The organism is Mesorhizobium sp. M0663, from assembly GCF_040320585.1.
In the GTDB taxonomy this organism is placed as follows: Bacteria; Pseudomonadota; Alphaproteobacteria; order Rhizobiales; family Rhizobiaceae; genus Mesorhizobium.
The window spans coordinates 292083-306138 of the sequence record NZ_JAMYPX010000002.1; the positions used below are offsets into that span (position 1 = coordinate 292083).

At 62.6% G+C, this 14056-nt stretch carries 10 protein-coding genes; 4 read left to right on the forward strand and 6 right to left on the reverse strand.

Annotation, left to right across the window (positions count from 1 at the left end):
- The first annotated feature begins 12 nt into the window (after positions 1-12).
- From NKI54_RS04580 to NKI54_RS04590, 3 genes are all read left to right on the forward strand, one after another.
- Entirely contained in the window at positions 13-2154 is a 2142-nt protein-coding gene (locus NKI54_RS04580) for a beta-galactosidase (protein ID WP_352635924.1), read from the forward strand.
- A gap of 223 nt (positions 2155-2377) precedes the next feature.
- On the forward strand, positions 2378-3619 hold the full coding sequence (locus tag NKI54_RS04585; RefSeq protein ID WP_352636084.1) for an acyl-CoA dehydrogenase family protein: 1242 nt from the start codon (positions 2378-2380) through the stop codon (positions 3617-3619).
- A gap of 7 nt (positions 3620-3626) precedes the next feature.
- Entirely contained in the window at positions 3627-4643 is a 1017-nt protein-coding gene (locus NKI54_RS04590; protein WP_352636086.1) for a phosphotransferase family protein, read from the forward strand.
- A 43-nt stretch (positions 4644-4686) separates the two neighbouring features.
- On the opposite strand, the gene ftsZ is transcribed toward NKI54_RS04590, so the two are convergent.
- Positions 4687-5694, reverse strand: a complete 1008-nt coding sequence (ftsZ, locus tag NKI54_RS04595; protein ID WP_023677189.1) for a cell division protein FtsZ — start codon at positions 5692-5694, stop codon at positions 4687-4689.
- A 222-nt stretch (positions 5695-5916) separates the two neighbouring features.
- A complete protein-coding gene (locus tag NKI54_RS04600; RefSeq protein WP_352690773.1) occupies positions 5917-7035 on the reverse strand; it encodes an NAD(P)/FAD-dependent oxidoreductase in 1119 nt (372 codons plus the stop codon).
- Between the two features lie 167 nt (positions 7036-7202).
- Between NKI54_RS04600 and NKI54_RS04605 the strand changes: the two genes are divergently transcribed.
- Positions 7203-8579 carry an aspartate aminotransferase family protein gene (locus tag NKI54_RS04605; protein WP_352635926.1) on the forward strand — a complete coding sequence of 459 codons (1377 nt, stop codon included), beginning with the start codon at positions 7203-7205 and terminating at the stop codon, positions 8577-8579.
- A gap of 87 nt (positions 8580-8666) precedes the next feature.
- Here the strand turns inward: NKI54_RS04605 and NKI54_RS04610 are convergent, their stop codons facing one another.
- From NKI54_RS04610 to NKI54_RS04625, 4 genes are all read right to left on the reverse strand, one after another.
- Positions 8667-9779: a nucleotidyltransferase family protein gene (locus NKI54_RS04610; RefSeq protein ID WP_352635928.1), complete on the reverse strand. Its 1113-nt coding sequence runs from the start codon at positions 9777-9779 to the stop codon at positions 8667-8669.
- A gap of 147 nt (positions 9780-9926) precedes the next feature.
- Complete coding sequence (locus NKI54_RS04615) at positions 9927-11093, reverse strand: alcohol dehydrogenase family protein (protein WP_352635930.1); 1167 nt, start codon at positions 11091-11093, stop codon at positions 9927-9929.
- Between the two features lie 9 nt (positions 11094-11102).
- The gene (locus NKI54_RS04620; RefSeq protein ID WP_352635932.1) at positions 11103-12482 is read right to left on the reverse strand and encodes an aspartate aminotransferase family protein; all 1380 of its coding nucleotides are present in this window, start codon (positions 12480-12482) and stop codon (positions 11103-11105) included.
- 35 nt (positions 12483-12517) lie between these two features.
- Positions 12518-14011: an NAD-dependent succinate-semialdehyde dehydrogenase gene (locus NKI54_RS04625; protein ID WP_352635934.1), complete on the reverse strand. Its 1494-nt coding sequence runs from the start codon at positions 14009-14011 to the stop codon at positions 12518-12520.
- Positions 14012-14056: the final 45 nt, after the last annotated feature.

The following is a 14056-nucleotide window of genomic DNA, read 5'->3' on the forward strand; positions in this document are numbered from 1 at the left end:
GGAGTATCCTTCGTGAACAAGACTTCAAACGGCCGCGCCCTGTCGGTCTGGCGCACGATCCAGACCGACCGCTTTCTGGTCGGCGCGCCGCATTACCCCGAGCATGTGGACGAGAGTTACTGGGACAATGACGCCAGGCGCATGGCCGAGGCCGGCTTCAACGTCGCCCGCCTCGGCGAATTCGCCTGGCACATTTTCGAACCGCGTGAAGGCATCTTCGATTTCAGCCTGTTCGACCGGGCAATCGAGGGGCTGGCGCGTCACGGCGTCAACACGATCTTGTGCACGCCGACCGCCACTCCGCCGCGCTGGCTGACCGCAAAGCATCCGGAAATCCTGCGGCTTGATGGAAATGGCCGGTCGATGGGCCACGGCTCGCGCCAGTATGCCGACACCAGCAGCCCGGTGTTTCGCGACTATAGCCGCAAGATCACCAACGCGATGGCGGACCACTACCGCGACAATGCAAATGTCATAGGCTGGCAGACCGACAACGAACTCAACACCAGCATGCCGGAATCCTATTCGCCGTCGGCATTGAAGGAATTCCAGGCTTATCTCCAGGAAACCTACAAGACGATAGACAGGCTGAACTTCGCCTGGGGTGGCGATTTCTGGGCGACGGCTTACGGCGATTTCAGCGAAATTGTCTTCCCGCTGGATTTTTCCCCGTCCTTTCCCGGTCCCGGTCACCTCCAGGACTACCACCGTTTTCTCGGCTTTTCGACAGCACGGTTCCAGCACGACCAGGTCGAGATCCTGAGAAAAGCGAATGCCAGTTGGTTCATCTTCCACAATCTCGGCGGATTGCGTGACATCGACTTTCGCGGCCAATTCTCCACCGATCTCGACTTCGTCGGCTACGACATCTATCCGTTCCTCTATGACGAGTTCTTTCGCCTCGGCAATCACGCCAAGATCCAGGCGCTGCATCTCGACATCTGCCGGGGATTTTCCGGCAACTACATAGTGCCGGAACAACAGTCGGGTTTTGGCGCCCAGCCGGGCTTCTGCACGCTGACGCCGGAGCCGGGCGAAATGCGACGCATGGCGATGTCGTCGGTTGCGCGTGGCGCCGATGGGATCATGTTCTTCCGCTGGCGTCCCGCACATTTCGGCGCCGAGATATACTGGATGGGCATCATCGATCACGATGATGTCGCTCGCCGCCGCTATGACGAAGCCAGGCAGTTCGCCACCGAGATGACGGCGCTTAAAGACAAGATCCTAGGCACCCATGTGCGGATGGATGTCGGCATCGCCGGCTCGGACTTCGACAATCAGGAAGCCCACAAGACCTTCCCCATCGGCCTGCCAAGTCCGCAGGATGATGCAACCTTGCTGCATCAGTATTGCTATGACCGCGGCATCGCCTGCGGCTTCATCCACCCGGAAGACGATCTGTCGAAGCTCAAGGTGTTCTACGTGCCGCATTGGGTGATCTGGAAGGACAGCTGGACCGAGCGGCTGCAAGTCTTTGCCGAAAATGGCGGTACCGTCATCATCGGCGCGCGCACGGGAACCCGCGACGAAAACAACCACGTCATCCGCGACACAGCGCCGGGCCGGTCGCTGTCGAAGCTGACCGGCGTTCGCGTCGAGGATTTCGGGCGGCTGGCGGCACCTGGGGCCAATGGCCTGTTCAATACCATGTCGCGCTCCGGCGGGCTCGTCATTCCTCCCGACAGACCGGCCGAATCCAGCCGCCGTATCCGTCGTTTCACCGTCGGAAACCACGAGTTCGATGCCGGTTATTTCTATGAGAACCTTGCAGTCGAACCGGAAGTCGAAATTGTAGGGGTTTGGTCGAACCGCTACGCGGCAGGAACGCCTGCAATTACCTCCCGCGCCGTCGGCAAGGGCCGTGTGCTCTATGTCGGCACTTATCTAACCCCGGAGCTGACAGCTCAACTCGCTACGCGCACTTTCGTGGATGCGAATGTGGAGCCTCTGGTTCCGGATCTGCCGGACGGCGTCGAGGTCACGATGCGCGAGAATGACGAACGCCGGCTGCTGTTCGTGCAAAACGTCAAAGACACGCCCGTTGCGGTAACCGGCGTTCCCTTCGGCAGCAACCTGCTCGATAGCCAAGGACCTGTCTCCGGAGTGTTGACGCTGGACGGCTATGGCTGCGCTGTCCTCGAATTGATCTGAGCATTGTCGCGGACGTTAGCCATACGAAACCTGAGTACTCTTTGATCCTGGAATTCGACCGCCATCGGCAGCACGCCGGCATCGATCCATATCGAACCGGCGCTTTGACGTGCGCAGGGCTCCGTCAGCACACTGCTGTTGCTCGCATTCAATGACGGCAGTTACACTAGCGGCGCGACCATCGGAGCCGATGGCGGCATCTCGTTTCATCCTTGTGAGCGCCATGAATTTCGACATTTCCGTCCGAACCGAGGCCTTCCGCAGCCGGATCGCCGATTTCGTCGAGCGCGAAATCCTGCCGCTCGAGGCAGATAAGGCTTCCTACGACGGCCATGGCAATGTCGCGCTGCCGCTGCTCGAAACGCTGCGGGGCAAGGCGAAAGCAGCCGGCCTGTGGTGCCTGCAGCTCAAACCCGAGACCGGCGGGGCCGGCCTTTCCAAGGTGGATATGGCCGTCTGCTATGAAGAGATGAACCGCTCGATCTTCGGTCCGGTCGTGTTCAATTCCGCGGCCCCCGAGGATGGCAACATGATGGTGCTGGAGCGACTGGGAACGCCGGAGCAGAAGCAAAGATGGCTGAAGCCGATCGTCGAGGGCAAGGTGCGTTCGGCTTTCGCAATGACGGAACCGCATCCGGGCGGCGGCTCCGACCCGTCGATGATCATGACCAGAGCCGAACGGCGTGGCGACAGATATGTCGTCAAAGGCCGCAAATGGTTCATCACCGGCGCGCAAGAGGCGAGCCACTTCATTCTCATTGCGCGCACTTCGGACGATCCGCGTCACGGCCTTTCGGCCTTGCTGTTCCACAAGGACCAGCCGGGCTGGCGGATCGTGCGGCGCATCGAGATCATGGGACCGGAAGAACATGGCGGCCATTGCGAGTTGGAATTCGACGGCCTGGAAGTCCCGGTCGAGGACGTGCTTGCCGGCGAAGGCAGCGGCCTCCGGGTTACCCAGGTCCGGCTCGGTCCGGCGCGGCTCACCCATTGCATGCGTTGGCTCGGGCTTGCCAAGCGCTGCATCGAGATCGCGCGCGCCTATGCCGCCGAGCGTAGCGGTTTCGGGCAGCTTTTGGCCGACCGAGAGAGTATCCAGCTGATGCTCGGCGACCTTGCCATGCGCATCGAGATCGGGCGGCTGCTGGTGATGAAGGCGGCCTGGGAGCTCGATCGCGGCGGCTTTGCCCGCAAGGAGGTCTCCATGGCCAAGATCCAGGTCGCCAACGTGCTGCATGACGCCGCCGACGTGGCGATCCAGATCAACGGCGCCCGCGGCTATTCGAAAGACACTGTACTCGAATGGATCTACCGCTACGCCCGCCAGGCTCGCCTGGTCGACGGCGCCGACGAGGTCCACAAGATGGTGCTCAACCGCTTTCTCAACAAGGAAGGTGCGGGCTTCTGGCGCTGGCATGTCGAAGCCGGCAGACAAGACGAAACAGGTCGCGGCGGGAACCGCTGAGCCGGCAATGAGGATGGATTTCGATCCGGTACGCCTGGAGGATTTTCTGAGAGCGCATTTTGGCGATGGCCAAATGTCGCTTGAGCGGATCGTCGGCGGCCAATCCAACCCGACCTATTTCGTCGACTATGGCGGCCGCCGCATGGTTCTGCGCAAGAAACCCCCGGGACCGATCCTGCGCAGCGCTCATGCAGTCGATCGCGAGTACCGGGTGATCGAGGCGCTAGCATCGACAAAGGTGCCGGTGCCGCGGCCGGTGCTCTATCACGACGGCGACGAGCCGCTCGGCACGCCGTTCTATCTGATGCAGCGGCTCGACGGCCGGGTGTTCCACGATGGCGCGTTGCCGGGACTGGCGCCGGACGAGCGGCGCGGCATCTATTTCGGCATGGCCGAGGCGCTGGCAAAGCTGCACGCAGTCCGGCCGGAAGAGGTCGGGCTCGGCGACTATGGCCGTCCCGGGAACTATTTTGAGCGACAGATCGCGCGCTGGACCAGACAGTTGCGGGAATCGCCGAGCGAGCGCATTGCCGCGCTCGAAGCCGTCGCCGAATGGTTGCCGCGACATCTTCCGCCAGATGACGGCCGCGTCTCGATCGCGCATGGCGATTTCCGTCTCGGCAATCTCATCTTCCATCCCGAGCGGCCCGAGGTGATCGGCATTCTCGACTGGGAATTGTCGACGCTTGGTCATCCGCTTGCCGATGTCGGCTTCTGCTCGATGCCCTGGCATTCCTCATCGGACGAATATGGCGGCATCCTCGGCCTTGATCAGGCAGCCCTCGGGATTCCGACACAGCGCGAATTCCTCGATCATTACTTCGCCCACGCCGTGCCGACGGCGCCGCTGCAGCGGTTCCATCTGGTGTTTGCCATGTTCCGCTTTGCCGTGATCTTCGTCGGCATCGCCGACCGCGTGCTGGCCGGCAGCGCGGTTGCGGCCGATGCGGCGGATGTGGCACCGCTGGCCGGCCGTTTTGCTGCACGCGCCATGGAAGTCATCGACGGCGCGCGGCCCTGGTGACGCGAGGCTGGCAGTCGGCTGAGCGAGTTGCAGCGATACGCGTTCAGTTCATGCGAACTTCCGGTTCGGCAAGCAGTGGAATCTCCAAGCCACGCCGCAAGCCGGTCGCCACGACCGACACCCTGAATTTTCCGGCGAGTGCCTTGTCGAAGATGGCGCCGACGATGATGTCGGCATCGTTGTCGACCTCCTCGCGGATGCGGGTAGCGGCTTCGTCGACCTCGAACAGCGTCATGTCCATGCCGCCCGATATCGAGACAAGGACGCCCTTGGCGCCCATCATCGAAGCTTCGTCGAGCAGCGGGTTGGCGATTGCCGCTTCCGCTGCCTTCTTGGCGCGGCCTTCTCCGGCGGCTTCGCCGGTTCCCATCATGGCGCGGCCCATGTCGCGCATCACCGACTTCACATCGGCGAAGTCGAGATTGATCAGGCCTTCCTTGACGATCAGATCGGTGATGCAGCCGACACCCGCATAGAGGACCCGGTCGGCCATGGCGAAGGCGTCGGCGAACGTGGTTCTGGCGTCGGCGATCCTGAACAGGTTCTGGTTGGGAATGACGATGACGGTATCGGCGCTTTCGCGCAGGCGCTCGATGCCCTCATCGGCAGCGTACATGCGGCGCCTGCCTTCGAAGACGAATGGCTTGGTGACGACGGCAACGGTCAGTATTCCGGCTGCCCGCGCTGCCTGCGCTATCACAGGCGCGGCACCAGTGCCGGTTCCGCCTCCCATGCCGGCGGTCACGAAGCACATGTGCGTTCCAGCAAGGTGATCCATGATCTCGTCGATGGATTCCACGGCCGCAGCACGGCCGACCTCGGGCAGGGACCCGGCGCCGAGACCTTCGGTGATATGAGCGCCCAACTGGATCAGCCTCGTTGCCTTCGACATGGCAAGGGCCTGGGCATCGGTGTTGGCGACGATGAATTCCGCGCCCTGCAGGCCTTCGGCGATCATGTTGTTGACGGCGTTGCCGCCGCCGCCGCCGACCCCGACGACGGTGATCTTGGGCCTCATCTCCGAGATTACCGGCCTCGTCGCGGTGTTCATTGCCGTTCTCCCTGGATACGCCGAGTGGTCGCTGGAAGCTTGTCCCGGGCGCACTGCGAAAACTCTGAACCGGGCAGTGCGAATCAGGACAGCCCCAGAATGCAGGGAATCAGAGCGCGGAGCGGGCTGCAAGTGCGCGATGTGCCTCATAGGGGACTTGCGTCTGAAAGTTCACGCAATGCGCCTTGATACAGTGCAGATCGCGGCGCGGGGCGCCGCACGCTACAACTTCGGCGCGAGGCACTGCGCGACATGGTCGGCAATCGTCAGGCAGGAGGTCAGGCCGGGGCTTTCGATGCCGAACAGGTTGACCAGGCTATCCACGCCGTGCACCGCCACGTCCTGGACGACGAAGTCGGCATTGGCCTCACCGGGACCGGACAGTTTTGGCCGGATGCCGCTGTAAGCGGGTTGCAGGCTGCCATCGGCCAGGTCCGGCCAGTATTTGCGGATCTCGCTGTAGAAGCGCTCGCCACGAGCCGGGTCGACGCGATAGTCGAGTTGATCGGTCCATTCGACGTCCGGCCCGAAGCGGGCGACGCCATCAAGGTCGAGTGTCAGATGAACACCGAGCCCGCCGGGTTCGGGCACCGGATAGACCAATCGCGAGAACGGCGCCCGGCCGGCCACCGAAAAATAATTGCCGTTGGCATAATGGAGCTTTGGCACGAATTGCTGATTGAGCCCTTCAAGCGAACCGGCAAGTGCTGCGGCGCCAAGCCCGGCGGCATTGACGAAACGCGGAGTGGCGATCTCGAAGCGCTCGCCGCCGGCAGCGTCCACCGTCTCGAGCACGACGCGGCCTGCTTCGATGCGGCCGGAGGCGATGCGCGTGTTGAGACTAAGTGCCGCCCCGTGCTCCTCGGCGTCGCCCAACAGGGCGAGCATCAGGGCATGGCTGTCGATGATGCCGGTGGCGGGCGACAGCAGCGCCGCCGTGCACTTAAGGCTGGGCTCCAGCGTATGCGCCTCGGCTTCGCTCAAGCGCAACAGGTCGCCGGCGCCGCAAGCGCGTGCATTGGCCCGGATTGAGGCGAGCACCGGCTCCTGTTCGGCATTTGTGGCAACGATGAGCTTGCCGCAGCGCGCGTGCGGGATCGCCCGCTCCTCGCAATAGCGATAGAGTCTTTCCCGGCCGGCCACGCAGAACCGGGCTTTCAGCGATCCAACCGGATAGTGGAGGCCGGCATGGATGACCTCGGAATTGCGCGAACTTGTCCCGGTGCCGATAGCGCTCTCGGCTTCCAGGACCAGCGTATCGATGCCGCGCTGCGCCATCTCTCGCGCGATCGCCAGGCCAACAACGCCGGCGCCGGCGACAATGCAGTCGACATGGTCCACGGTCAGGTCAAGCCGAAGTTCTGCATGCGTCCATCCATCCGCTGGCCCTGTCGAAAGCGCTTGACACTATACCGTTCGAGAAAGATGCATCAAACGGCATAATGCACGGGGACCTGCCGAGCCGGACCGGCGGCAGGACTGTTTCCGCGTGCAGCACAGGAGCCATCATGGACGCACGACCGAATTCTCCCGAAGCCCGCGACATAAGCTTTCACATGCATGGCTATACGAATGCGCGCAAGCATCAGGAATCGGGGCCGCTCATTATCGAGAAGGGCGACGGCATCTATGTCGAGGACCTCGCCGGCAACCGTTATATCGAGGCGATGGCCGGGCTTTGGAGCGTCGCGGTCGGTTTTTCGGAGAAGCGGCTGGTCGATGCGGCAGTACGGCAAATGTCGAAGCTGCCTTACTATCACGATTTCGGCTCCAAATCGCATTCGCCGCTGATCGATCTCGCCGAGAGACTGGTGCAGATGGCGCCGGTGCCGATGAGCAAGGCGTATTTCACCAATTCCGGCTCCGAGGCCAACGATACGGCCATGAAGATGATCTGGTACCGGTCGAATGCGCTCGGCCAGCCGGCGCGCAAGAAGATCATCAGCCGCAAGAAGGGCTATCACGGCGTCACCATCGCCTCGGCAAGCCTGACCGGACTGCCCAACAACCACACTTCGTTCGATCTGCCGATCGCCAATGTGCTGCACACCTCGACGCCGCACCATTGGCGCGAGGCGCTGCCGGGTGAAAGCGAAGAGCTGTTTTCGAGCCGGCTTGCCGACGAGCTGGAAAAGCTGATCCTCGCCGAAGGACCGGAAACCATCGCCGCCTTTTTCGGCGAACCGATCATGGGCGCCGGCGGCGTCATCGTTCCGCCGGCCGGCTACTGGGAGAAGATTCAGGCGGTGCTGTCGAGATACGACATCCTGCTCATCGCCGACGAGGTGATCTGCGGCTTTGGCCGAACAGGTGAGATGTTCGGCTCGCAGACCTTCGGCATCAGGCCCGACATCATGGTGTTGTCGAAACAGATCTCTTCGTCCTACCTGCCGATCTCAGCCCTGCTGATCAACGACAAGGTATTCGAGCCGATCGCCGACGAAAGCAACCGTATCGGCACCTTCGGCCACGGTTTCACCGGCGGCGGCCATCCTGTTGCGGCAGCGGTCGCGCTCGAGAACCTGAAGCTGATCGAGGAGCGCGACCTTGTCGGCAATGCGCGTGCGGTCGGCGCGCATTTGCAGAAGCGGCTGCGCACGCTCGCTTCGCACCCGCTTGTCGGCGAGGTGCGCGGCATCGGCCTGGTCGCGGCGGTCGAGCTGGTCGGCGACAAGGCAAACAAGACGCCGTGGGGGAAGACCGGTGAACTGGGCGGGCTCGTCAACGGCTTCATGCAGCAGAACGGCGTCATCTCGCGCAATATGGGCGATGCGCTGGCTTTCTGCCCGCCGCTGATCATCACCGAGCCGCAGGTCGACCAGGTGATCGACGCGTTTGAACGGTCGCTCGAGGCTGCCGTCAAGCAGGTCCGATCGCAGAGCTGAATAGGCAAAGTCGATTTTGAAACCTGAAAACAAAAACGCCTCGGCGACGGCTGGCATAAGGTTACCCTCCACACCCGTTGCTGCCGTTTAGTCTCCGTGCTTTGTTTTCGCAGATGAGCCGCTGAATCCTTCCAGTTCCTCGCCGATTCCTGAAAGTGCGTTGACGATCGTCGCCTCGACGTCGCCACGCTGTTTCTGGGGAATCAAGCCAAGTCCTTTTTGTATCGCTTCACGCCAATGTTTCCCCCTGTCCCACGCTTCCGAAAACGCGATGGCGAGATCGTCCTGGCGACGGGTAGCTTCCAGTGCCTCGACCAGAAGTGCTACCTGGTGGACATCCTTTTCCCGCTTGCCTACGCCGTTTGCGTTGTTCTGTCGGCGCGAGGCAACGATCAGCTTGTGAACCGCATATCGTCCGGGCGACGGTACCACGACAGGCACTCCCGATCGATGCAGCAGCACAGTTCTGATTGGTTCGTGGATCAGGAAATCGAGAAACCGAAGAGGCTGCGCGGATGCACCGCCCAAAGACGGCATCGAGGTTGCATGATCGGCGTAGTCATCGCTGCCCGTGTTCGGTGTAAGGAACTCGACCTTGTATCGGACTGCGTTCTCGAATTGCGTCGCGTGTCCGGGATCTGATCTGTGAGGGATTTCCCTGAAGGTTGGGTCGATCTCCCTCAAGATTTCGAGGATGGGCGGCAGGCTGTCCTCGACCGCGGCCGACACGGAATGGAATAGGGCGAAGTCTGCATCGCCCGTCTGCAACGCTGCACCGGGCAGCTTCACGCCCAGATAGCCCGCGTAGGACTGAAAGGCGACTGTGCCGACCAGGACGCCGCGCAAGCGGAAGATGCCAGCCTTCCCCAGCGCCTCGACGACATCCCCGGTGAACCTTTCGGGTTCTGTCAGCCCTGCCTCGCGCACGAGCGTGGATACCAGCTTCCTGCGGGCGCGGAGGTCGTCCTTGATCTGACGGAAGGATTCAACGCGTTTTGCAATCTCGGGATCGCTGTCAGGCCCGACATATCGTCGCGTCTTCGTCGGCTGCGTTTCCTCGAAATACCAGTATACCTTGCCCTTGACGGGCACCTTGACGAGATTGCCCGTCGTAGGGAAATCCGTTTCGAAGGCTGCGTCCAAGGATCGCTGGACGAGTTCCGCATACATCGTGCGGTAAACGAGGTCGACCGTCTTCATGTCGGGCGGCTCCGGTTATAAGAAAAATGCGGTTCTCTTATAGCGCCATGACCTCAAGGGACGCAAGCGGGGGTTATAAGAAAATCGCGAAAACCTTATAACGCCGCAGGAGAGGTCAGGAATCCTTGTTGCCGGCGTGCAGCCAAATCAGAATGGGTTTTGCTCATTCCGCGTCGACGAACGGCCCGAGCCTGTCATAGGCGTTTGTGGTCGACGCGCTATTTTTGCGGCCGCATCCGGAACGACCACCAGCTTGCCGACGAAATCCTTGGCGATGAAATCCGCCTGGGCGCGATGGAAATCGGACAGCTTGTAGACGCCGCCGACCAGCGGCCGGATTTTCTTGTCCTCGATGTAGCGCACTATGCGGCGGAAATCCGCCCGCGTGCCCTGGCTCGAGCCATGCAGTTGCAGCTGTTTCAGATACATGGTGCGCAGATCCAGCTGCACGACCGGGCCGGCAATTGCACCAGCCGTGGTATAGCGGCCTTCCGGCCTCAAGATGCGCAGGAGGTCGTTGAAGATCGCGCCGCCGACCAGATCGGCCACCACGTCGATCGGCTGGCCCCCGGTCGCCGCGCTGACGGCGGCCGGCAGATCGGCAACGCCACGGGTGATCACCGCCTCGGCGCCGATGTCACGCACGGCCTGTTCCTTGCCCTTGCCGGCAACCGCATAGGGAATGGCGCCGCGCGCCCGCGCCAGCTGCACGATGCCCGAGCCGACGCCGCCCGAGGCGCCGGTGACCAGCACACGCTCGCCGGCTTTCAATGCGGCGCGTTCCAACATCTGCTCGCCGGTGAGATAGGCGCAGCAGAAAGTGGCAAGCTCGACATCGCTCAGATCGGTGTCGACGACATGGGCGTTTTCGGACGGTACTGCCTGGTATTCGGCATAGCCGCCGTCACGGCCATGGCCCATATAGTCGATGTCGGCGAGTGAATCGTCGTCGCGATTGTAGATGGAGAAATCGACCATCACCCGCTCGCCGATGCGGGCCGGCGACACGCCGTCGCCGACGGCAATGATGTTGCCGACCGTGTCGGTGCCCTGGATGCGCGGGAAGCTCAGCGTATTGCCCTGACGACGCCAGGTCGACACAGCGGCGGCATCCTCCTCCGTTCCATAGGCGCCCTGGCGCACCCAGACGTCGGTGTTGTTCATGCCGCAAGCGGTGACCTTGACCAGCACCTCGCCCCGGGCGGGCGAGGGCACTTTCACGTCGGTGCGGTAGACGAGCTTTTCCGGTCCGCCGTGCCCGATCAGCTGCACGGCGGCCATGGTGGCGGGGAGGGTTTTGGTCATGGCATTCATGTCGGCTCTTCAGATGTTTGCAAACACGCTCTTCACCGCGTCGGCCGTCTTCGACACGACGATATCGGCCTCTTCCCGCGTCAGGCAGAGCGGCGGCGCGAAACCGAGAATGTCGCCCTGCGGCATGGCCCGGCCGATGACGCCGCTTGCCGCAAGAGCGGTTGCGACCTGCGGCCCGATTTTTTGCGAGGCGTCGAAGAACACGCGATCGTTCTTGTCGGCGACGAACTCGATTGCCGCCAGCATGCCGTCGCCGCGTACCTCGCCGACATTTTTGTGACCACCGACGGCTTTCGTTAGCTCGGCGCGGAAATAGGCACCGGTCTCGCCGGCGTTCCGCACTAGGTCCATCTCGTCGATCAGTTCCAGGTTGGCGACGCCGGCGGCCACGCAGATCGGATGCGCCGAATAGGTCCAGCCATGGCCGAGCGAGCCGAGCTTGTCGGAACCCTGCACCAGCACCTGCCAGACCTTGTCTGAGACTATGACGCCCGACAGCGGCGCATAGGCCGAGGTCAGGCCCTTGGCGATGGTGATCAGGTCGGGCTTGATGCCGTAATGGTCGGAGCCGAACATTGTGCCCAGCCGGCCGAAGCCGGTGACCACCTCGTCGGCGACCAGCAGCACATCGTATTTCTTCAGCACCGCCTGGATCTTTCCCCAGTAGAGGGCAGGTGGCGGCACGATGCCGCCGGTGCCGAGGATCGGCTCGCCAATGAACGCGGCGACCGTCTCCGGCCCTTCGGCGAGAATCATCTCCTCGAGCTTGTCGGCACAGTATTGCGAAAACTGCTCCTCGCTCAGCGAGCGGTCGGCGCGGCGGAAGTAGTAGGGCGCCTCGGTGTGCAGGACCGGCGCGCGGGGCAGGTCGAAGGCGTTGTGGAACAGGTCGAGGCCGGTCAGCGATCCGGTCATGATGCCGGAGCCGTGATAGCCGCGCCAGCGCGAGATGATCTTCTTCTTCTCCGGCCGGCCGAGCACGTTGTTGTAGTACCAGATCAGCTTGATGTTGGTTTCGTTGGCATCGGAACCGGAGAGGCCGAAATAGACCCTCGACATGCCTTGCGGCGCGCGGTCGATGATCATCTTGGAAAGGGTGATGGACGCCTCGGTGCCGTGGCCGACATAGGCGTGGTAATAGGCGAGGTTCTTGGCCTGCGCGGCGATGGCGTCGGCGATCTTCTGGCGGCCATAGCCGACATTGACGCAATAGAGCCCGGCGAAGGCATCGATGCTCTTGCGCCCGTTGTTGTCCCAGATGGTGACGCCTTCGCCGCCGGCGATCACACGCGTCGGGCTCTCGCCACGCGCGTGCGTTCCCATATGGGTCGAGGGATGGAAGAAATGATTGCGATCCCAGGCGGCGAGTTCGTTGGACTGGTCGAGCATTTTTTACTCCTTGAAAGCAAAAGCCTGACGGGGCGTTACGCCACGTCGAGGCAGAGATATTTGAAGTCGGTAAAGGCTTCGAGCCCGTGACGCGAGCCCTCGCGACCGATGCCGGACTGCTTGACGCCGCCGAACGGGACCGGCGCGCCGGTGATCTTGACGCGGTTGATGGCGACCATGCCATAGTCGAGCGCGCGGCCGATGCGCAATTGCCTACCGCCATTCTCAGTCACGACATAGGCGACCAGGCCGTACTCTGTCGCATTGGCGCGGGCGACGACTTCGTCTTCGCTGTCGAAAGGCGTCACGGCCGCAACCGGACCGAAGGTCTCCTCGCGCATGATCAAAGCGTCGTCTCCAACGTCGGCGAGCAGGGTCGGCTGGTAGAACAGCGGCCCGGCAGGATGGCGCTTGCCGCCGGTCAGGCAACGCGCGCCTTTGGCGAGCGCATCGGCCACCTGCTCCTCGACCTTCTTGACCGCGCGTTCGTGCATCAAGGGTCCGATTTCGGTGTCGTCAGCGAGGCCATTGCCGGCCCGCAATGCCTCGACGCGTTTAGCGAAAGCAGCGCAGAACCGATCGTATATCGGACGCTGGACATAGATGCGGTTGGCGGCGAGGCAGTCCTGGCCGGAGGTCGCGAATTTAGCGTCGACGGCTATTCTCACCGCCTTGTCGATATCGGCATCCGCAAAGACGATCAGCGGCGCATGACCGCCGAGTTCCATCACAAGACGCTTCATCGTCGGCGCACTCTGCGCGGCGATCAACCTGCCGACCTCGGTCGAGCCGGTGAAGCTCATGGCGCGGACGCGCGGATCTTCGCACATCCGCCCGACGATGGTCGAAGCCTTGCCGGTGAGAACGTTGAACACGCCAGCCGGCAGGCCGGCGCGTTCGCCGAGCTCGGCCAACGCCAGTGCAGACAGCGGCGTTTCCGAGGAAGGATGCGCGACGATGGTGCAGCCGGCGGCGAGGGCGGCCGCCGCCTTGCGGGTCAGCATGGCCGCGGGAAAATTCCACGGCGTGACGACGCCGACGACACCAAGCGGTTCGCGTCGCACCACCATCTCGGCATTTGGCAGATGGCTGGTGACGCTTTCGGCGTTGAGACGTTTGGCCTCCTCAGCATACCATTCGACAAAAGAGGCGGCATAGTCGATCTCGCCGCGCGATTCCTTCAGCGGCTTGCCTTGTTCTAGCGTCATCAGAAGGGCCAGGTCATTTTTGGCGGCGACGATCAGATCGAACCATTTTCGCAAGATTTTCGACCGTTCCTGCGGCAGCAATGCGCGCCAGGCAGGAAAGGCGCGCGATGCCGCATCGATCGCCAATGTGGTCTGCCGGGCATCGAGCGCGGCAACGAAAGCGACGGTGGATCCGGTGGCCGGATCGGTCACCTCGAAATTCTCCGCGGTCTCGCTCGCCGTCCAGTGGCCAGCGACATAGGCGAGTTCGCGCAGCAGCCGCCGGTCGGCGAGGCGATCAAGTGCTTCATGGCGGTGCGAGCGGGCAAAATGTGCGGACATCATCGGGCTCCCGGTTCGGGTGATGCCGCAAGACTATCTCTGCCG